At 38.9% G+C, this 20031-nt stretch carries 17 protein-coding genes, 2 tRNA genes and 1 other RNA gene; 15 read left to right on the top strand and 5 right to left on the bottom strand.

Features of this window, described 5'->3' with window-relative positions:
* Window positions 1-218 precede the first annotated feature (218 nt).
* The 3 genes from B9T19_RS09895 to B9T19_RS09885 form a co-directional block, all read right to left on the bottom strand.
* Window positions 219-1631 (bottom strand): TRAP transporter large permease subunit, encoded by a 1413-nt coding sequence (locus tag B9T19_RS09895; RefSeq protein ID WP_094568471.1) that lies wholly within the window; start codon window positions 1629-1631, stop codon window positions 219-221.
* Window positions 1625-2167 carry a TRAP transporter small permease subunit gene (locus B9T19_RS09890; RefSeq protein WP_094568470.1) on the bottom strand — a complete coding sequence of 181 codons (543 nt, stop codon included), beginning with the start codon at window positions 2165-2167 and terminating at the stop codon, window positions 1625-1627. Before B9T19_RS09890 ends, B9T19_RS09895 begins: the two co-directional genes overlap by 7 nt.
* 542 nt (window positions 2168-2709) lie before the next feature.
* The gene (locus B9T19_RS09885) at window positions 2710-3762 is read right to left on the bottom strand and encodes a class 1 fructose-bisphosphatase (RefSeq protein WP_094568469.1); all 1053 of its coding nucleotides are present in this window, start codon (window positions 3760-3762) and stop codon (window positions 2710-2712) included.
* Window positions 3763-4041: 279 nt separating this feature from the next.
* On the opposite strand from B9T19_RS09885, the gene fur reads away from it, so the two are divergent.
* The 14 genes from fur to B9T19_RS09815 all read left to right on the top strand — a co-directional run bounded on the left by fur (window position 4042) and on the right by B9T19_RS09815 (window position 15973).
* Window positions 4042-4464, top strand: coding sequence for a ferric iron uptake transcriptional regulator (fur, locus tag B9T19_RS09880; RefSeq protein WP_094568468.1), 423 nt, complete (start codon window positions 4042-4044; stop codon window positions 4462-4464).
* Window positions 4449-6062, top strand: a complete 1614-nt coding sequence (locus tag B9T19_RS09875) for a glycosyltransferase family 39 protein (RefSeq protein ID WP_143436882.1) — start codon at window positions 4449-4451, stop codon at window positions 6060-6062. The genes fur and B9T19_RS09875 overlap by 16 nt, the downstream gene beginning before the upstream one ends.
* A gap of 296 nt (window positions 6063-6358) precedes the next feature.
* A complete protein-coding gene (locus tag B9T19_RS09870) occupies window positions 6359-8266 on the top strand; it encodes a peptidylprolyl isomerase (RefSeq protein WP_094568466.1) in 1908 nt (635 codons plus the stop codon).
* 121 nt (window positions 8267-8387) lie between these two features.
* On the top strand, window positions 8388-9416 hold the full coding sequence (murB, locus tag B9T19_RS09865; protein WP_094568465.1) for a UDP-N-acetylmuramate dehydrogenase: 1029 nt from the start codon (window positions 8388-8390) through the stop codon (window positions 9414-9416).
* An 84-nt stretch (window positions 9417-9500) separates the two neighbouring features.
* A complete protein-coding gene (locus tag B9T19_RS09860; RefSeq protein WP_094568464.1) occupies window positions 9501-10085 on the top strand; it encodes a phospholipid-binding protein MlaC in 585 nt (194 codons plus the stop codon).
* A gap of 118 nt (window positions 10086-10203) precedes the next feature.
* Window positions 10204-10488, top strand: a complete 285-nt coding sequence (locus tag B9T19_RS09855) for a lipid asymmetry maintenance protein MlaB (RefSeq protein WP_094568463.1) — start codon at window positions 10204-10206, stop codon at window positions 10486-10488.
* 148 nt (window positions 10489-10636) lie between these two features.
* Window positions 10637-10712, top strand: a tRNA-Gly gene (locus B9T19_RS09850).
* 8 nt (window positions 10713-10720) lie between these two features.
* Window positions 10721-10794: transfer RNA gene (locus tag B9T19_RS09845), tRNA-Cys, on the top strand.
* 28 nt (window positions 10795-10822) lie between these two features.
* Window positions 10823-10919: signal recognition particle sRNA small type (gene ffs, locus B9T19_RS09840), an RNA gene on the top strand.
* A gap of 34 nt (window positions 10920-10953) precedes the next feature.
* Window positions 10954-13014 carry a DNA polymerase III subunit gamma/tau gene (gene dnaX, locus B9T19_RS09835; RefSeq protein WP_094568462.1) on the top strand — a complete coding sequence of 687 codons (2061 nt, stop codon included), beginning with the start codon at window positions 10954-10956 and terminating at the stop codon, window positions 13012-13014.
* A 202-nt stretch (window positions 13015-13216) separates the two neighbouring features.
* A complete protein-coding gene (locus B9T19_RS09830) occupies window positions 13217-13546 on the top strand; it encodes a YbaB/EbfC family nucleoid-associated protein (protein ID WP_094568461.1) in 330 nt (109 codons plus the stop codon).
* A gap of 16 nt (window positions 13547-13562) precedes the next feature.
* Window positions 13563-14156, top strand: coding sequence for a recombination mediator RecR (gene recR / locus B9T19_RS09825; protein WP_094568460.1), 594 nt, complete (start codon window positions 13563-13565; stop codon window positions 14154-14156).
* 9 nt (window positions 14157-14165) lie between these two features.
* Window positions 14166-14507 (top strand): histidine triad nucleotide-binding protein, encoded by a 342-nt coding sequence (locus B9T19_RS09820; protein ID WP_094568459.1) that lies wholly within the window; start codon window positions 14166-14168, stop codon window positions 14505-14507.
* A 416-nt stretch (window positions 14508-14923) separates the two neighbouring features.
* Window positions 14924-15973, top strand: a complete 1050-nt coding sequence (locus B9T19_RS09815; RefSeq protein WP_094568458.1) for a cytochrome-c peroxidase — start codon at window positions 14924-14926, stop codon at window positions 15971-15973.
* Between the two features lie 217 nt (window positions 15974-16190).
* Here the strand turns inward: B9T19_RS09815 and B9T19_RS09810 are convergent, their stop codons facing one another.
* Both B9T19_RS09810 and B9T19_RS09805 read right to left on the bottom strand, forming a co-directional pair.
* Window positions 16191-17228: a cation diffusion facilitator family transporter gene (locus tag B9T19_RS09810; protein WP_304441111.1), complete on the bottom strand. Its 1038-nt coding sequence runs from the start codon at window positions 17226-17228 to the stop codon at window positions 16191-16193.
* 103 nt (window positions 17229-17331) lie between these two features.
* Window positions 17332-17862 (bottom strand): GNAT family N-acetyltransferase, encoded by a 531-nt coding sequence (locus B9T19_RS09805; protein ID WP_094568457.1) that lies wholly within the window; start codon window positions 17860-17862, stop codon window positions 17332-17334.
* Window positions 17863-18439: 577 nt separating this feature from the next.
* On the opposite strand from B9T19_RS09805, the gene B9T19_RS09800 reads away from it, so the two are divergent.
* Window positions 18440-19690 (top strand): SLC13 family permease, encoded by a 1251-nt coding sequence (locus B9T19_RS09800; protein WP_094568456.1) that lies wholly within the window; start codon window positions 18440-18442, stop codon window positions 19688-19690.
* The last annotated feature ends 341 nt before the right edge of the window (window positions 19691-20031 follow it).

Below are 20031 nucleotides of genomic sequence, written 5' to 3'. Positions count from 1 at the left end.
CTTTAATATTTAAAAATAGACTTTTGTAAAGTAGCTTTTGAGGGTGCACTCTTGAGTAAAGAGTGGAGCATATGAGCAGAGCATTAGTTCTATTCTCTGCAACATATGGGCATATCATATTGGATATAGACATGGTTTTAAAAGCTTTACGACCTTCTCCTTTTTGAGGAGAAGATCGTTTTTATTGCCTCTTTTTTGAAGAGGTAAGATGAGTATGATTAAAAATCAACACCAAAGTCATCAAAGTCGCTAAAGCTATCCATTCCGGTATCGAGATTAAACTCAATATCAGCACCAGATCCTTCAAATCGTTCAATTTTCTCTGTCTTAATAATATCAGGGAAGGCAATCAATAATACAACCATTATAACTTGGAGTATTAAGAAAGGAGTTGCACCGTAGTAGATATCTTTAGTTGTAACCTCTTTCGGGGCGACTGATTTGAGATAGAAGAGAGAGAAGCCGAAGGGGGGATGCATAAAGGAGGTCTGCATATTCATCGCTAGAATAATCCCAAACCAGGTCAGATCTATTCCTAATGAGGTGGCGATAGGAAGAAGGAGCGGAACAAGGATTAGGGTAATTTCAAAGAAGTCCAAGAAGAAAGCGACGAAGAAGATCAAGATATTAACCGCAATAATAAAGCCGAGAACGCCACCGGGAAGGTTTCCTAAGATGCCTTCAATCCAAATTCCTCCATTAAGGCTTGTGAATGCTAGAGAGAAGAACATTGAGCCGATCATAATGAAGACAACAAATGTGGTGATTTTTACACTTTGATCGAGTGCTTGATAGAGTAGCTTTTTAGTTAGAGATCTCTTGAAAAGCGCTAAAACCATTGCTCCAACTGCACCAATAGCACCGGCTTCTGTAGGAGTTGCCATGCCTAAAAAGACCGTTCCTAAAACGAGGAAGATTAATGTAACGGGCGGGATGACACTAGTGACTACTTTTTTTGCTAAGGCGGTCCCGTGCAATGTTCTTGCTGCTTCTGGGATTGCCGGCATTGATTGTGGTTTAACTAGTGTAAGAATAAAGATAAAAAGAATATAAGCGCCAATCAATAGAGCACTGGGAATGAGCGCTGCTTTATACATTGAACCAATAGAGACCCCTAACTGATCACCTAAAACAATTAAAACTAAACTAGGGGGAACGATTTGCGCTAATGTCCCTGAGGCGGCAATAACGCCGGAGGCAATCCTTTTGGAGTAACCATATCGCAACATAATTGGAAGGGAGATCAGCCCCATGGCAATGACTGATGCAGAGACAATTCCTGTTGTTGCTGCAAGCATTGTTCCTACAAAGATAACAGAATAAGCAAGTCCGCCTCTCATTTTGCCAAAGAGTTGGCCCATGGTATCAAGCAGATCTTCAGCCATTCCTGTTCGTTCAAGTACGAGTCCCATTAAGGTGAAGAAAGGGATGGCGAGTAGGGTATCGTTACTAATAATGCCGAAAAATCTATCACTTAAAGCACCCAGTAGGGCGAAATCGAGTTGGCCGATGGAGATACCAATAAGTGAGAAGAGTAGGCCTGTTGCTGCTAATGAGAAAGCGATGGGATAGCCTTTTAATAGAAATAAGATTAAGGCTATAAACATTAATGGGGGTAAAAAATCTAACATTGTTGCTGTTGCTCCGAGTGTTTAGCGATGTCGTTAGAGGTGCGAAGCGTAATAATTGCTTTGCAAAGTTCAGAAACTCCTTGAAGGATGAGGAAGAACATTCCAACAGGAAGTAATGCTTTAATAGGGGCTCTTGGAAGTCCACCAGGGTTTGAGGACATTTCCCAAATTTGCCAGGAGCTGATAGCAGGGCCAATTGTGAGATAAAAAAGCATTGTAAATGCGGGAAAGAGGAAAAAGACAATACCAATAATCTCCATAGTCGCTTTCACTTTTGGCGAAAAACGGTTGGAGATAATATCTATCCGAATGTGTTGGTCTTTTAGATAGGTATAGCCAGATCCAAGCAAAAATACTGCTGCAAAAAGATACCATTGAACTTCTAACATACCATTAGAACTCATATTGAAAGCGTATCTAAAGAGCGCATTTCCCGCAGAAATAATCGTAGCTAGAAAAATTGCGACAATTGCAATCTTACCTAGGGTGGCGTTAATCGTATCGATGATATGCGAGATTTTTTTTAAGATATTCATGGTTTAAAACCGTTTATATGTTTTGCTTGAGATAAAAGTTGATACTTTTAGGTAAAACTAAAAGCCTTTGCCATGCGCGCTGTTACATGCAAGTAACAGAGGCATCAGTTAATGTACTGTATATTCTAAATTTTGCAAAATTTCTTAAATAGTCGATATATTGCGGATCTAGACACTTCTCTTGTTTCTGCTGATTATGATCAATTACTTTGGTGATGGTGCTATGAAGAAACCTTCCGATTGAGGATTCGGTATCGGTCTGATTTCTTGCTCTTTTCTTCTTTTTTGATCTATCGAGAAGAGAAGGTATTGATGCCTTTTGGTTTTTGTTTGGTGTTTTTATTTGAAGCCTTATTTGAGGTCTTATTTGAAATCCTATTTGAAAAAAGTAGTTGAATTTTTACTTGAGAGTTGTAGGAAAGGGTGTGACGAAGGGGATCAATATAAAAAAACGCTGACAAATTGTTGGATGTCAGCGTTTTTGATGGTTCAACTAAAGCTATGAAGCTGTGAACCTAGAGAGTTGAGTTAAATGTGGGCAGTTAAGTATAGCTTTTACATTGATGGGTGAACTCTTTTCCTGCCTCTTTAGCAAAAGCTTTATGGTTATCAAGAATAATTTTCATCTCATCGGTTGATCCCATAATAACTGGCACACGTTGGTGTAATTTTTCAGGGGCTAGGTCTAAGATGCGCTCATATCCTGTTGATGCGATGCCTCCAGCTTGCTCTACAAGAAAAGCCATTGGATTTGCTTCATACATTAAGCGTAGGCGCCCACCTTTCTCGGTAAGTGAGCTATCCATAGGATAAGCAAAGAGACCACCGCGTTGAATTAAACGGTGAATATCCATCACCATTGCCCCAACCCAGCGCATTGTAAATTTCTTTTTGCGTGGCCCTTCAACCCCAAGATCACATTCATCAATGTATTGGCGCATTGGCGGTTCCCAAAGGTTTCTGTTAGCTTGATTAATTGCATATTCGGCAGTTGAGCTAGGAATTTGCATATTGGGATGGGTTAGAATGAATTCGCCAATTGCCGGGTCGAGTGTAAACCCATGTGTACCATATCCGATTGTTAAAACCATCATTGTTGCAGAGCCATAGAGACAGTATCCTGCACAAACTTGTTTCGTACCTTCCTGGAGAAAGTCTTCTTCAGTAGGATTTTTTTTGTCCGTTTTAAGGATGGAGAAGATAGTGCCAATCGGACCATTAATATCGATATTGCTTGAACCATCTAGAGGGTCAAAAATGAGTAGATAGTTTCCTCTTGGTACATTTTCTGGGATGTTAAATACATCATCCATCTCTTCACTAGCCATTGCTGCTACATGACCGCGGTTAGCATTATTTTTAATGAAAAGCTCATTTGCGATAACATCTAAAATTTGTTGTGTTTCTCCTTGGCAGTTTTCATTGTCTGTAGCACCAAGAACATTGGCTAGTTGACCTTTCTGAACAGCTGCCGCAATCATTTTACAGGAGACTGCGATATCATTGAGGAGAAGGGTAAAATTACCGGTAGCTTCGGGGAAGCGACGTTGCTCCTCCATAATAAATTGTGAGAGCGTTACGCCAAAGTGAGTCATTTAAATCTCCAGAGTCTGATTTAGGTAATAAAAAATTGTGAATATGATATCCTTTTTAGAGCATTAGATAAAGTTATTTGTAGTAAATGTGTAGTTTATAGCCCTGTTAGAAAGGGATAAAAAGCATGCGTCTTCTATGCTTGGAATTGTGATGTTTTACGGTTATACTCACCTTTAGATTAATATCTTAGAAAGGGGATCTAGAAATTGATCATTCTAAGGATTATAAAATAAATTTATCATCCATCTAATCAAGTTAATGGAGATTAATAACTAAATATGAGTTCAACAGAGTTAAAAAATGCTGGTTTAAAAGTAACGCTTCCTCGTCTAAAGATTTTAGATATTTTAGCGAAAGCTGCCGCAACTCCTGTTTGTCATCTGACGGCAGAAGAGATCTATATGCAGTTAAGTAGCTCAGGGGAAGAGGTCGGCCTTGCTACGGTGTATCGAGTGTTGACTCAATTTGAACAGGCGGGGTTAGTGCGTCGTCACTTCTTTGATGGTGGTCAGTCGATGTTTGAAATTGATGATGGCGATCAGCATGATCACATTATCTGTATCAACTGTGGGCATATTGGCGAGTTTTCTCATGAAAAAATACATGAGAAACAGGCTCAGATTGCTGCTGAATTAGGGTATGAGTTGACAGATGCTCGTACGATTTTGCACGGTATTTGTGCTCAATGCAGAGAGAAATAATTTTTTTACGACAAGAGTTCACGACTCGTCGCTACGCATTTATATGGATTAGTATCTGGCTAATCCTTATATTTGCAACATGGTTTTCAAGACCTCTAATCCCATTTCAAGAAACGCTCTTTTCTGGTGTTGTATGGGAGATGTATCAATCTGGGGATTGGCTCTACCCCATTATCAATAGAGAATATCAGCATGCTCTTTTCCCACTTAATTACTGGTTAGCCTTAGGTGGCTGGCAATTTTTCGGTGTGTCGGAGTTTATACTTCGCTTTTTAGCTACGCTCTTTAGTTTGTCAACTCTCTTTTTGACCGCTTGGGCCGCTTATCAGTTATGGCCTGATAGAAGAGAGGTTAGGGCGAATGCGCCTTTAGTATTGATAGGTAGTTTAGTCTGGACCCTTTTTGCGACAGCTAATGTTGAGTATCTCTATTTCACTTTCTATCTGATGTTAACGATGAATTTTTTGATTAGAGTTTGGCGCTTTGATCAAAAAGTTTGGTGGATTGGTTTTACAATCTCTCTCACTTTAGGGTTGTTTTCATCGGGATTGATCTTTCTTTTAGTGACCGCTCCCATCATCTTTCTCTCTCCTTATTGGGCTAATAAGCGGTGGTCTCAGATCTATCTTTATGGACTTGTATCGACTGTAGTAGCGCTCTCTCTCTTTCTTATATGGGCATATTTTAGTGCTAGTTTGCTAGGCTTTTCACTCTTTGATGCAATAGGGTTGAAGTCTTTAATTGGGGCGTTGAGTAATACCCCGCCATTTTATGTCTATCTGCTCAATCTTATTATTATTCTTTTTCCTTGGCTTTTTTGGTTAAGAATATATCAGCTCTTTAAGAGTGCAGAGCGTGATGAATCACTCAATTTTGTGATTGTTTGGTTTCTTTATCTGATTGTTATATTAGGTATTTTGAGTCTAACCTCTCTTGATGCACTCTTACCTCTCTATCCCGCTTTTGGTCTTATTATTGCGCGTATCTATCGACAGGGGATAAGTCGTAAAAAAGATGTTGTTCTTATTACTCTAGTCATGTCGATCGTTGGGGGGTTATTGATTTTGATCCCTCAAAGCTATTCTTATTGGGGGTTGCCAGATTGGGTGGGACAGGTATCTCCATTCTGGGGTGCCGGGCTTATTCTCTTTAGTATTACGCTCTTTTTTAATGCTGCTAATACCAGAGTTATGACCTTAGCCTTGATGAGTGTTGCATTAACGCTAGCTATTAATTTTGGGGTTGTGAGAGTCGCTACAGACTTTTATGATTTAACACCAGCAGGTGAGCGAGTCTCCTGGTATCAGTCAAAAGGGGTTAAGGTCGCACATCTCTCTGGATATCGCGGTCATCTCCATTTTGTTGGGAAGCTTCAAGAGCCTATTGTTGAGTTAGGAACAATGGATGATCTTGCGACTCTTATTGAGGAAGATCCTCGCTCTAGAGTTATATTATATCTTGAGGGTAAAGAGGAGCTGTTAGATGAGATGGTTGAGTATTGGCAGCCCTTTAGAGGGCGTTACTTAATGATTGTAAAAGCAGGGGATCTTGATCTTTGGTTGAAAACCTTACCGAAAGGAGGTGGACTATTGGAATAGGGATCCCGAATATAGGGCTATAGTTTGTATAGCTTATATTCGTATAGCTTATAAATGAGTTATTTATTAAATGCTTGCTTGTAGGTATAATTTCCCCATTCATTTTTGATAAAGCTTTAAAGAGTCTTTATCAGAGCGGTGGAATCAAAGAGTTGAGCTTTAATAATATGGACACCTAACTGTTCATTAAGATTGAGAGATTGAGAGTTTGAGTTTTTTGGGTTCACAGTTGGATTGGCAAAGATATCGAGATATTGATTGGCCAATAATTCAAATAATAAAGGTGATTTTTAATTATGATGCAATTCATCAGAGACCGTGCAAATAGTGTGTGGGCAAAAGTGTTATTAGGAGGGGTAGCTATCTCTCTTGCAGGGATAGGTGGGACGCAGATATTTAGCGGTCCTAGTGCGGATACTGTTGCAACAGTTGATGGAGAGAAGATCTCTTTACAAGAGGTTGAGGCGCAATATCAGCAACTATTAAATGCTAATGCTCAAAATATGGATTTGTCAGACGAATTACAGCGCCAATATCGCTTAATTGCCCGACAAGATCTTTTGCAACGTAGGGCAATGGATGCACAAATTAAAAAATGGGGCATAAGAGCTTCTGATAAGTCTGTGGCAGAGGAGATTATCTCCATTCCCGCCTTCCAAAAAGATGGGGTGTTTGATCAGGAAACCTATAAGACTGCACTCTTTTATGCAGGATACAATATTGAGAGTTTTGAAGAAGCGGTTAGGAGAGATGTTCAAGAGAAAGTGGTAAGAGAGGCGTTAGTCAATAGTGTCTTTATTCCGGAGAAATCTTTAATTGAGCAGATAGAGTTTGCAGGGCAAACACGAGATCTTGAAGTCGCAAGTTATAATTACTTGCAAGATTTAGAAAGTGTAGCTGTTTCAGATGATGCGATCTCTAAGCATTATGAGTCACACTCTGATAAATATGTAACGCCTAATCGTATTAAATTGCAATATATCGAGTTACTGCCCGAATCGATATCACTCTCATCGGTAGATCTAAGTGATGATGCGGTTGCAGCTGAAGTTGAGCGTTTACAAAAAGCCAATGAGCAACGACTCTCTGAACAATTTACAATTGAATATACATCGGAAGCAGAAAAGGAAGAGGCAATTGCGTTGCTATCTGAATTAAAAGCAAAAATTGATGCCGGAGACCTCACTTTTGAGCAGGCAAAAGAGCAGATTAAGGCCCTAGATAATGCTTATTACAATAAGAATGGAAACTTTAAATATGGTGTTGCCGGCATTCCTATATTTGACGACGCATTATTTTCATTGACGATGGAGCAACCTATTTCAGCGCCGGTTATTACCGATGGTGAAGTGCATATGATCCACTTGCTAAATGTCAGCTCTCCTTATAGTAGTCAAGATGATTTGGTAGAGGCAGCAAAGCGCTCTTTAAAAGAGAAGGCTCAAGTTGATCGTTATTTAGAGCAAGAGATGCGGCTGCAGGAGTTGGCTGAAACTTATACTGAGTCCTTAAGTGAGATTGCTCAAGATTTAGGTGTTGAGTTGAAAGAGAGTGATTGGTTAGATCTGGATAAACAAGAAGGATTGCTCGCTAATCCAACGGTTTGGAGTGCTGTTAGTAGTTATGATGTGATGGAGAATCATCGTAATTCATTGCCTTTTGCTTATAATGATCAGCCTAATCATGCAATGATTGTACGTATTGCAGAGCAGGAGGCGAGTCGACCTAAGAGCTTAGAGGAGAGTTTTGATGAGATAAAAGCAGAACTTGCTCAAGAGACCGCTAAAAAGAGTATTCAGAATCAGGTGTCTGCGATGTTAGAAGCAGGGGATCAGCAGAGTTTTCGTAATGATATTGAGCAGTTAGGATTTGCTTATAACCAATATAATGATCTCTCTATCTCTTCAATTGGGCAGCTTTCAAAGCCTGTAGAGCAGCATGCGGTATCTAAAGGGTTTCAAAAAGTGCCGGCACTGGAAGAGGGAAAACCCGCTTATGTTGTTGAGGATGTGGATGGACATATTGTTGTTGTAGCTATCAATAATATCGCTAAAGGTTCAATGGATGATTTTTCTGATGATGAACAGATGCAGATTAGAGAGTATCTACAAGGTATTGAAGCGAGTTATGAGTATCGCGCATTTCAACAATACCTTCTAAATAATAGTAATATCAAGATCTACAACAATAGTTTTTTTGAGTAGATCAGTGAGTAGATCAAGTACGTGGGTTGATGAATGAAGGGGTAGGTTGATAGTAATATCAACCTCTCTTTTTTTATCAAAAAGAGATTTATTAGATGTGGATGGTTTACGGTAGGCATGTATGCAGCAGATAACGCAAATTAAAAATATTCAGGAAAATGCTTCATTAGAAAAGTTGAATACTTTTGGTGTTCTTGTTAAGAGTCGATATCTCTTCTCGTTAGATAATTTAACTCTTCTTCCCCTTTTAAAGCATCTACCAAAACCGCATCTAATATTGGGAGGCGGGAGTAATATTCTCTTTACTAAGGATTTTTTGGGGACTGTAATCTTAAACCGACTGCTAGGAATCGAGGTAATGGAAGAATGTGCTGACTCTGTTGTTGTGAAAGCGATGGCAGGAGAGGAGTGGCATGCATTTGTGCTACAGATGAACCGCAGAAGATATTTAGGGTTAGAGTATCTGTCATTGATTCCAGGAAAGGTAGGAGCGGCACCAGTACAGAATATCGGCGCTTATGGTGCCGAGGTTAAAGACTTTATTACAGAAGTAGAGGTCTATGATTTTCATGAAGATAAGATCAAAAGACTCGACAATAAAGCTTGTGGTTTTGCCTATCGCGATAGCCTTTTCAAACAAGAGAAGGGGAGATATCTCATACTGTCAGTGTCTTTTAGGCTTTTGAAAAAGATGCAGCCGAAGATCTCCTATCGAGCGCTTCAAGAGTATTTTGACGCTAAGGGGGAAGATCTTGAAAACCTTTCGATGAGTGATGTGATGAACGCAGTCATTGCTGTTCGTTCTAGCAAACTTCCTGATCCAAATATTATCGGTAATGCCGGCAGTTTTTTTAAAAATCCTATTGTTACAGAGGCAGAACTTCAGAGAATAAAATCGAAATATCCAAATCTCGTTACTTATCCTGATCAACAGGGTTTTTATAAGCTCGCAGCAGGACAGTTGATTGAGTTAAGCGGATATAAGGGTCTTTACGAAGATGGTGTAGGGATGTATGAGAAGCAAGCGCTCGTTCTTGTGAATATGGGATGTAATGATGGAAAAACACTATGGAGTCATGCGCTTAAAGTACAAGCAGGGGTATTTGATAAGTTCGGGGTTATGCTTGAGCCAGAGCCTTTAATATTGTAGTTTTTAGCCTTAAGGCGGTATAATTAGCTCATTAATTAGTTTTATATAGGACGTAGAATGAAATATAGCTTTAAAAAGATCATAATGTTTGGTTTTTTTGTGACATTGCTCTCTTTTTTTCAGACAGCAAATGCGCAAGAAGATCCGATAAGTGTTATTCAAAATACATCTGATCAGCTCTTTAAGACATTAAAAGCAGAGCGTGCAACATTGAAGAAAGATCCCAATAAGGTCTATGGCATTGTTGAGAAGATCTTAGTTCCTCGCTTCGATTTTGGAACAATCTCGCAATGGGTGATGGGTCGTTCTTGGAGAGAAGCAACGCCAGCACAGAGAACAGCGTTTACAAATGAATTCCAACGACTCTTAATCAATACTTATGCCGGCGTCTTACTCGATTATTCTGATGAGCAATTAAAGGTATTGCCACTTCCACCTAATGCGGCAAAGGGCGATGAGGTGACTGTTCGCTCAGAGATTATCTCTAAAGATCGTCCTCCCATTGCGATCAACTACTCTATGATAAAAGCGGGTAAACGTTGGATGGTTTACGATGTCTCTGTTGAAGGCGTCAGTATTGTGGCGAATTATCGTTCTGAGATTAGAGAGCTCGTCTCTAGAAATGGTATTGATGGAATGATCAATGTCTTAAAACAGAAAAATAAGTAGTGTGACTGATCACTATTACTTATGAGATAGCCTGTTATAAAGGTAGATATATTGAGTAGGCGGTGACTAAATTTAACCGCCTATTTTTTATTGAAGCATTGTGCCAATAGAGGAAAAGATGAAAAGTAGATTAATAGAGATTGTGAATGAAGGGCAACGATATCGATTTAAGGGATGCTTTGATAAGTTTACGATTCCTGATGAGTGGCTACGCCTAAGGAGAGAGTGGGAGGCTAATCCCCCTAAGATAATTGATCTAGCGGAAGTTGAAGAGTGTGATAGCGCTTTGATTGCATTGCTAGTAGAAGCTAAACGTTTTTCATCGGATTTAACGATTGACTCTATTCCTGAAAATTTAGTACAATTGCTCGAGTTATATCAGGTTAAAGAACTCTTTTCATAACTCTTTTTTAGTATGTTGTTAGATCTAATAGAGTTGTATTGCAGTGATAATGCAAATCACTGATAGATAAAATAGAGAATGTTGCTTAATTGTTGATCTAATATTTGACTGAAGTAAAATAATCGATATAATACATATCTTCACTTAAGCGGGAATAGCTCAGTTGGTAGAGCACAACCTTGCCAAGGTTGGGGTCGCGAGTTCGAGTCTCGTTTCCCGCTCCAAATATATAGGCTGGATAGCAAAATGGTTATGCAGCGGATTGCAAATCCGTAGACGCCAGTTCGATTCTGGCTCCAGCCTCCAATTTTATGGCCCGTTCAGTGGTGGCCTGTATTGGCTTCCTAACAATGAACTATTGCAAACCGTGTCAGGTCCGGAAGGAAGCAGCACTAGTAAGACCTTCATGTGTTATGGGTCGGCTAATACGGGTCATCTCCATATCTATCTGAAAGTGATGACATAATGACTCAACAAGTTCTCGCACTAAAATGGCGACCTCGAACCTTTAACGAAGTCATTGGTCAGCCCCATGTTGTTCAAGCCCTCTCCAATGGATTAGATAATAATAGATTGCATCATGCCTTTCTATTTACCGGAACTCGGGGCGTTGGAAAAACAACTCTCGCAAGAATCTTTGCAAAATCTCTCAATTGTGAAAAAGGTGTCTCTTCATCCCCTTGTGGTGTCTGTTCGATCTGTAAGGAAGTTGATGAAGGGCGATTTGTCGATCTTATTGAAATTGATGCTGCTTCTCGGACACGAGTGGAAGATACTCGTGAGATTTTGGATAATGTTCAATATGCGCCGACACGTGGGCGTTATAAAATCTACCTCATAGATGAAGTCCATATGCTCTCTAACAGTAGTTTTAATGCGCTATTAAAGACATTGGAAGAGCCACCTAGTCATGTGAAATTTTTATTGGCGACAACTGATCCTCAAAAACTTCCTGTGACGGTATTATCTCGTTGCTTGCGTTTTCAATTAAAAAGAATTCAAGATGATGAGATTGCAGAACAACTAGAAAAAATATTAAGTAGTGAAGGGATACCTTTTGATTCTTCTGCTGTTAAGCTTATTGCAAAAGCAGGGGATGGTAGTATGCGAGATGCGCTCTCGTTACTCGATCAAGCAATTGCATATACTGGGCAGAATGTTGCCTATGAACCGACTCATGAAATGCTAGGATTGATAGATACTCAATATCTACAATTAGTACTTTTGGCTCTGGCGAGTCGTGATGCTAGTGAGCTTATATCTGCGCTAGGTACTATCCGAGATAACGGATTAGATTATCACCGCTTTTTAGAGGATCTCATCGATGCATTTCATCTATTGACGATGATGCAGATTTCTGAGGAAGTTGCAGAGAATGAGTCATTAGAATATCGTACTTTAGCTCAGCAGTTTAGGGCAGAAGACTTGCAACTTTTCTATCAAATTGCCCTAAATGGTCGGAAAGATCTGCAAAATCATCCCAATAGTGAAGTGGGTTTTGAGATGACGCTATTGCGAATGCTCTATTTTGCACCTCAGGCACCTATAGATACAGCAACCTCGCCAAAAGATAAAGAAAATGTAGAAGATAAGAGTGATGAAAGTGGCAAGTCACTATTAGTAGCTTCTCATCATCAAGATTCTGATAGCCCTAAGATGAAAGAGAATTTGGGGTTTTCTCAAAAAAAAAGTATAGATAATGAGGGGGCGTTGCAAACCTCGATTAGCATAAGAGATAGTATAAAAGAGTTGCCGGTAACAGACTTATCAATATCTGATGATAACGCTCATCCTCACCCACAAAGCTTAGGTGATTTAGTTGTAGAAGCAAGAGAGATGGGGAAGGTTGAAGAGAGTCAAGATGCGTTAGAAAAGGCAACAGAGATCGATCTTCCATGGGATGAACCAAGCTCTAAAGAGATCTTGTCAGCAAAAGAGAGTGATCGTGAGATTGATGCTCCTAAAGGAGATATCGGTAAACGTGTTGTTGTTAACGATGCTAGTGGTAGAGACGCTTTGGCTGAAGATGAGATCTCGATGCGAGTCAATGATCAAAATAGAGTCGATCGAATCGATGAGATTTTAGAGATTCCTCAATCTATTAATGTTGATTCCCCCATCAGAGCTGATCAATTAGTCGATAATGAGGCTTGGTTAACGCTTGTATCTGAATTATCTCTTGAGAGTGTTCTATCAGGAATAGCGCATAGTCTTGTGTTTAAGAGCTTTAGAGGGAATTTATTAACCTTAGAGCGCCCCCTATCTGTCAAAGATTTTAGAGTAGATGAAGCGGAGACAAGACTAGCTTTGGCAATATCTGCTCAATTGGGGAAAGAGGTTACTTGCAAAATTGAATATGTTGAAGCTCTCGCAGAGGAGAACTTTCATGAACGCGTTGAAAGACTCGATGTAGAGAGAGCACAAAGAGCTTTGCAGGATCTTTTAGAGGATGATGTTGTGCAGTATTTGCAGAGAGAGCATGGGGCTCGTCTTTTAGAAAGAACTGTTAAATCGCTCGTAGAATAGTATAAAGAGTATATTATTTGAGCTACTGAAGAGATTAATTTTTCGTTACCATTGAGTAGTTTTGTTATATTCGTTGTAGTCGCATGATATAACATAGATTGCAATAATTTTATAAATGGTTAATTTTTTTAATTCAGCTCTATCTATTCATGGGAATAATAGAGATTATAAATAGAACTTATAGAGAGTAGAAGGAGACCTTATGTTTAAAGGTGGAATTGCTGGAATGATGCAGAAAGCACAGCGCATGCAAAAAGAGATGGAAAAGGCGCAAGAAGCTTTAGCTGATATTACTGTTACAGGAGAATCAGGCGCAGGTTTAGTAAAAATAGAGATGAGCTGTCGTCATGTGGTAAGAGCTATTCGTATCGATGATTCTTTAATGTCAGATGATAAAGAGATGTTAGAGGATCTATTAGGCGCGGCATTTAACGATGCTTTGGCGAAGGTAGAACAGACCTCTTCAGAGAAAATGTCTGAGGTGACCGGGGGATTAGGTCTTCCTGCAGGAATGAAAATTCCAGGATTCTAATCTTAAGGGGGCATAAGTGTATCCTAAATCATTGCAAGATGTTGTTGATGCTTTAAGAGTTTTACCGGGAGTAGGGCAGAAGACGGCTTTAAGAATGGCGCTCTATCTTTTAGAACGCAATCAAAATGGTGCAAAGAATATTAGTAAAGCGCTTGATTATGCCGTCAATACGATTCAAAAATGCTCTCTGTGTCGAAACTTAACAGATAATGATATTTGTGATGATTGTTTAGATGCGCGTCGAGATGAGTCGTTGCTTTGTATTGTGGAAAACCCCGTAGATGTTTTTGCTTTAAGGCAGAGTATTGAGTATAAAGGACGCTATTTTGTTCTTTTTGGACGTCTCTCGCCACTCGATGGAATTGGGCCACATGAGTTAGGATTAGATCTATTGGAGTCGCGACTCTCTGAAGGGGTTATTAAAGAGATTATTTTAGCGACTAATACAACAGTAGAGGGTGAAGCTACGGCTCATTATATTGCTGAAATCGCAAAGCAGTATGATGTAGCAGTCAGTAGAATTGCACATGGTGTTCCATTAGGGGGAGAGTTGGAGTATCTCGATGGTGGAACCTTATCTCATGCATTTTCGGCAAGAAAAAGTTATTAGGAGGTTGGTGTGAGTACAATATTTGGTAAAATTATTCGCAAGGAAATTCCGGCAAAGATTATCTATGAAGATGAGGATGTGTTGGCGTTTGAAGATATTCAACCTCAAGCTCCTGTTCATATCTTAGTCATTCCGAAAAAAGAGATTCCTACACTCAATGATCTGAAGAGTGAAGATGCCGAATTGATGGGGAGGCTATTCTTAGCAGCACAAAAAATAGCTAAAGAACAAGGTTTTGCAGAACAAGGATATCGAACAGTCTTTAATTGTAATGAGGATGGTGGGCAGACAGTGAATCATATTCATCTTCATCTCTTAGCGGGGAGAAGTTTAACTTGGCCCCCAGGTTAATTCTTTAGACGTTGATAAATAGATTATAAGTTGTATCAAATGCATTTTGAACGTATTTTGAACGTATTTTGAATGCATGTCGAATGGATGACTTAGAAGTGAAGCTATAGCAGTCAATAATATATTGGCTGCTTTTTTGTTGTTTCGAAGAAGGATTTTCTACATCTACAGATATTAGTTTTTGCATCGATTAAATAGGGGTAGATAGAGACATGAAGGTAACAATAATTTTTAATTACAAACTTAAAATTAAATTTTTTGATTTAAATAGACTTTTTCTGAAATAGCGTCTCTTTTGCTAGGTTTATCATATGAAACTAACTATTATGAAGAGGAAAGAGAATTGATTAGATCTAAATAGCTAGTCGTTAGTTAAATCAATGTGTTTTACTGCTTTTCATAAAAGGAGACGGTAGATGTTTAGTAGAAAAAAGTTATATACAATTGGAATATTAGCATTGACAGCAGGAGTCTCATTGGGACAAACAGCCACAAATAATGGATCTGTGCGTCAAGAGCCTATTATTCCTCTTGTTCAAGAAGTTGTTGTTGATGAAGGAAAAGCTGAGTTAGGTAAAAAGCTTTGGTTTGATCCTAGACTTTCAAAGTCGGGTTTTATCTCATGTAATTCATGTCATAATTTAAGCATGGGCGGATCAGATAACCTACCGACATCTATTGGTCATAAGTGGCAAGAAGGACCTATCAATTCTCCGACAGTGTTAAATTCTAGTCTTAATTTTGTTCAGTTTTGGGATGGGCGGGCGGCTGATCTCAAGGAGCAAGCGGCAGGTCCTATTGAAAACCCAAAAGAGATGGCCTCTACCCATGATCTCGTCGTTGATGTGATAGCATCAATTCCTGGATATGTTGATGAATTCACCGAGGTTTATGGTGATGGGGATATCAATATTGATCGTATTACTGATGCGATTGCAGTATTTGAAGAGACATTAATTACTCCTAATTCTCGTTTTGATCAATGGTTGCGTGGTGATGATGATGCGATTACTGCAGAAGAGTTAGCGGGGTATGAGCTTTTTAGAAATAGCGGTTGCGTTGCTTGCCATTATGGTGAAGGTATAGGTGGTGCAAGTTTTCAGAAAATGGGGTTGTTAGAAGAGTATAAGACTGATAATCTCGCAAAAGGCTTGGCAGATTATACGGGCAAAAAATCAGATGAGATGTTTTTTAAGGTGCCGACACTTAGAAATGTCGTTTTGACCTATCCATACTTCCATGATGGACAAGTGAATACATTAGAAGAAGCAACTCAAATTATGGGTAGGTTGCAGTTAGGTCGAAATTTTAGTGATGATGAGGTTAAAAAGATTGTAGCATTTTACGGTACCTTGACGGGAGAGCAGCCTCAAATTGTCTTGCCTATCCTTCCCCCATCCAATAATGATACCCCTTTACCACGTCCTTTTGATGATGAAGAGGAGATCGTTGTAGAGGAGAGTTAAAATTTTAGGCTAATAAAATTACTCTGCAATATCATTACCAATTTTGTTTCAATTTTCTAGCGTATAGCAAAAGCCCCTATGGTGATTTGATAGTAATATCATTCATCCTAGGGGCTTTTAATTTGCATTAGCAATGGGTTATAAAGTGGTAGGGTTATTTTGGTAAGTATTAGTTAAGTACCAATTGAAGACCACTTCCTATCTTCAATCTTTACCTTTAATCTCTACCCTCAATGCGTTTGATTTTTTGTTCTGCTAAATCTTCAATGGTATGTCTTTGATCTTCAGCGACAAGCTTTGCTGTCCATTCGATCTCACCAACAAACTTCATCTGCCGTTGGGGGCATTCTTGAAGCGCACATATTTCACAAGAGAATGGTTTGCAGTCATCAGTATGAATATACATCTCATGTTTATCGCCAAACTTATCTTCTAGAGCCTTTGTCATCTTATCTAACTCGACATGCGCTTCTCGCATATTGAGATACCAAGGTAGCGTGAGATGAGCATCGAGATGAACATGATTGCCATATTTTATAAATCTTACTTTATGAAGATCGACCCAGTAGGGAGAGCGATGTTCATTGACGGCTTCTACAAACTCTTCAATAAGATCTTCATCTACTTCATCCATTATGCCGGCGATAGATTCCCGTATAATCTGAATTCCAGAGTGAATAATAATTCCCCCAAATATGAGCGCAATAGCGGCATCCAACCATTGCCATCCAGTGAGCCAGACAAGAAGTAGGCCAATGATAATACCGACAGTCGAATAGGTATCTGAGTGAAGATGTTTGCCACCGGCGATTAAGGGTAAAACATTATGTTCTTTACCTCTTTTTATTGCAAGATAGCCTACGATATAGTTAATAACGGCTGTAATAGCAATCAGGACGAGACCTGAGCCTAAGCTCGAAAGCGATGCGTCATCAAATAGAAGACGTTTTACACCCTCATAGATAATGATGATGCCGGCAAAAAGAATGAGAGCTCCTTCAACGCTTGCCGAGACAAATTCAATTTTCCCATGACCGTGGGGGTGGTTATGGTCTTTAGGTTTTGCGGATAGATAGAGGCTAAAGAGGGTAAATGCACCAGCTAGCATATTGGTGATGCTCTCTAGCGCATCTGTTAAAATCGCTACCGATGAGGTGATATACCAAGCAATAAACTTTAATATGAAGAGGAAGATTGCAACGCCAAGTATGATTTTTTGAAAATTATAATTGGCGCGATCATCTGCGTTCATCATGATGATGCTCCTAAATAACTATTGAGTGTAACCAGATAATCAAGATTATATGGTTCTAAAAAGTATTGTAATTTTTAATGATAAATTTTCATGATATTTTTAATTATCTATTGATGCGACTATAGACGACCTGATCGACAAAATCACCACAGAGATTTTTAGTGTGTCGTAACACTCCCTCTTTTTCCATGCCGATTTTTTCCATCACTCTACCAGAAGCGCTATTTTCTGCGGCATATTTAGCCCAAACACGCTCTATTTTTAGAGTGTTAAATGCAAAATCAAGCAATTTTCCGGCAGCTTCCGGCGCATAACCTTTTCCCCAATATTTTTTATTGATGGCATAAGCTAATTCTGCTGATTTTTCATCTTCATTCACTCGAAGGTCGCATGTTCCTATCATCTTGCCATTCTCTTTAAGTTCGATTGCGAAGTTACCTAAAGGATTACGCATGAAAAGATTCGCTATAATCCATTGGCTCTCTTCTAATGATTGATGGGTAGGGAAAGTATGCTTTGTATTTTCAGGATCGCTCGCATATTCAAAAAGATCCTCGGCATCTTCTAAGATTATTGGGCGAAGAATTAAACGTTCAGTTTCAAGGATGCGATGCTTAGCAAGTTGATAAAACATAAAGTGATACCTCTAATTTTTTGAATAGGTCCGATTTTAGTTTAGGGATAGATAAAAGATCATATCATTTTAGGATCTAACTTCCCTAAATGGCTTTTGTCTCGATTTTTAATAGATAGCTATCAACTATCAAACTATAGATGAGTTATATAGATAGTTATAATCAATTCAATATCATTTAGATAAATTGAGGCGAATTGAGCTGGAGTCTTCGGGTGCTTGAAAGAATGTTTCCTCGACTAGTAAACTCAAAAAAATCGCCAATCATCCCATTGGTTAAATGTTATGAGGAGATTATGAGTAGATGAATTTTATATAAAAATCGGTACATAAAGATAGGTTGTTATTTTACCACTTCTTCCTCCTATTCGTAATATAAAGGAGGCTTCTCTATCTATTAGTTGTCATCAGTTAGAGGCTTTAATCTATTTCCCTAAATATTTCCCCAAAATTTTTCCAATAATTTTCCAATAACTTTTCTCTCGATTGTTTGTAGAGCCATGGTGAGAATCTATAAGATAGATTAATATGAGGCTTAAGATGGGCCCAATAGGTATATGATTAATAGGATAGTTGAATGGTAAATAGTACGGTAGTTATCTTTTTGTTGGTTTATTTAGCGATGGCATTAGGTAAGTTGCCGGGGTTTAAGTTAGATAGGACAGGAAGTGCTTTAGTTGGTGCTTTAGCATTATTAGTAATAGGAGATATTACTGGACAGGAGGCGTGGGATGCCATCAACTATAAAACAATTGCGCTCCTATTTGGATTAATGGTTCTCTCCGGTGCTTTCGGAATTTCGGGCTTTTATAACTATGCGACCTATAAAGTGGCCTCTTTAAAAGTTAGCACCCCCCTTTTATTGGCTATTTTGATCGGTGTTTCAGGAGTGCTCTCTTCACTCTTAACAAATGATGTTGTTGTAGTTGCAATGACACCACTTTTAATTTCTTTGACGATGGCGCGTAATTTAAATCCTATTCCATTTGTTTTAGGATTCTGTTTTGCTGCTAATACGGGATCAGCAGGAACGCTTATTGGTAGCCCGCAAAATATGATTATTGCACAATCACTAGATCTCAGTTTTATGGAACTATTGAGGGTAGCTGGTATCCCCGCCTTATGCTCATTAATATTAGTTTGGGCGGTGATCGCCTTTATCTATCGTGGAAAATGGGAGTTGGATCGAGCGCTCATTACCTATGATGGTTCTAGTAATAGATCGCTAGAGACAAATATCACAATTAATCATATTGAGCTTTTGAAAGCAGCCGTTGTTGCTCTTTTGGTGATGATTGCTTTTGTTTGGGATCTTTGGCCACAAGCATTGGTTGCTTTGGGGGCCGCAGGGATATTATTGCTCAATAGAAAAATCTCTTCGGATGACGTTTTAAAAGAGGTTAATTATAACCTGCTGATTTTGATAGCGAGTCTCTTTGTTGTTAATAAGGCGATTGCAATGACAGGGCTTCCTCAACTATTTTTAACAGAGCTAAAAGAGTTGGGGTTAAATCTCAATGAGCCACTATCTCTACTATTTACTGGGGCGATATTGAGTAATAGTGTGGGGAATAATCCGGCAGTAATGTTGTTGACGCCATATCTCCATGTAGGTAGTGACGCTGCATCATTAGGAGCAGCACTAACATTAGGCACGGGATTTGCTAGCAATTTTATGATATTTGGAAGTTTGGCAGGGATTATTGCTGTTGAAGAGTCTAAGAAGCATGGCGTTATTATAACTTTTGGTGAGTTCTTAAAATCAGGCATTTTAGTTGCTAGTAGTTGTCTGGCCATGGCTGCAGCTTGGATTATATGGCTTTATTGATTTTGCCCTCTATCTGTTACTGACAAGTGAGGAGATAAACTTAAACTCAAGCTGTAAATTATAACTTGATGCAATGTAAGGCCCAAGATCCCGTCGTAATGATTGTTGAACTCTTATAAGGTCAATTCTTTATAAGATCAAAGATAGTAAAAAATAAAAAAAGAGTTGCAAATAAAAATGAAAGGTGTAAGATACACCACTCATTCAGACGGCAACGTTGAAGATGATTCGGTAGAAGCCCAGTTCTCTAGTAGTTTCTTTGCTTCTCTCTTTAAAGTTTAAGTTCAGTTTTTAGTAGTCTTTAAAATTGAATCGGTGCTTAAAAAGAGGTCAAAAATAAA

The sequence above is a fragment of the Ignatzschineria sp. F8392 genome, from assembly GCF_002252045.1.
Classification (GTDB): Bacteria; Pseudomonadota; Gammaproteobacteria; order Cardiobacteriales; family Wohlfahrtiimonadaceae; genus Ignatzschineria.
This window is presented reverse-complemented; position numbering and strand designations above follow the sequence as displayed.

What these genes read in the sequence shown, in the direction of transcription:
- B9T19_RS09855 (WP_094568463.1), top strand. Translation starts at nt 10,204, where the DNA reads ATGAAAAGTAGATTAATAGAGATTGTGAATGAAGGGCAACGATATCGA.
- murB (WP_094568465.1), top strand. Translation starts at nt 8,388, where the DNA reads ATGCAGCAGATAACGCAAATTAAAAATATTCAGGAAAATGCTTCATTA.
- B9T19_RS09875 (WP_143436882.1), top strand. Translation starts at nt 4,449, where the DNA reads ATGCAGAGAGAAATAATTTTTTTACGACAAGAGTTCACGACTCGTCGC.
- B9T19_RS09885 (WP_094568469.1), bottom strand. Translation starts at nt 3,762, where the DNA reads ATGACTCACTTTGGCGTAACGCTCTCACAATTTATTATGGAGGAGCAA.
- dnaX (WP_094568462.1), top strand. Translation starts at nt 10,954, where the DNA reads ATGACTCAACAAGTTCTCGCACTAAAATGGCGACCTCGAACCTTTAAC.
- B9T19_RS09805 (WP_094568457.1), bottom strand. Translation starts at nt 17,862, where the DNA reads ATGTTTTATCAACTTGCTAAGCATCGCATCCTTGAAACTGAACGTTTA.
- B9T19_RS09870 (WP_094568466.1), top strand. Translation starts at nt 6,359, where the DNA reads ATGATGCAATTCATCAGAGACCGTGCAAATAGTGTGTGGGCAAAAGTG.
- B9T19_RS09800 (WP_094568456.1), top strand. Translation starts at nt 18,440, where the DNA reads ATGGTAAATAGTACGGTAGTTATCTTTTTGTTGGTTTATTTAGCGATG.
- B9T19_RS09860 (WP_094568464.1), top strand. Translation starts at nt 9,501, where the DNA reads ATGTTTGGTTTTTTTGTGACATTGCTCTCTTTTTTTCAGACAGCAAAT.
- B9T19_RS09830 (WP_094568461.1), top strand. Translation starts at nt 13,217, where the DNA reads ATGTTTAAAGGTGGAATTGCTGGAATGATGCAGAAAGCACAGCGCATG.
- B9T19_RS09890 (WP_094568470.1), bottom strand. Translation starts at nt 2,167, where the DNA reads ATGAATATCTTAAAAAAAATCTCGCATATCATCGATACGATTAACGCC.
- B9T19_RS09815 (WP_094568458.1), top strand. Translation starts at nt 14,924, where the DNA reads ATGTTTAGTAGAAAAAAGTTATATACAATTGGAATATTAGCATTGACA.
- fur (WP_094568468.1), top strand. Translation starts at nt 4,042, where the DNA reads ATGAGTTCAACAGAGTTAAAAAATGCTGGTTTAAAAGTAACGCTTCCT.
- B9T19_RS09895 (WP_094568471.1), bottom strand. Translation starts at nt 1,631, where the DNA reads ATGTTAGATTTTTTACCCCCATTAATGTTTATAGCCTTAATCTTATTT.
- B9T19_RS09810 (WP_304441111.1), bottom strand. Translation starts at nt 17,228, where the DNA reads ATGATGAACGCAGATGATCGCGCCAATTATAATTTTCAAAAAATCATA.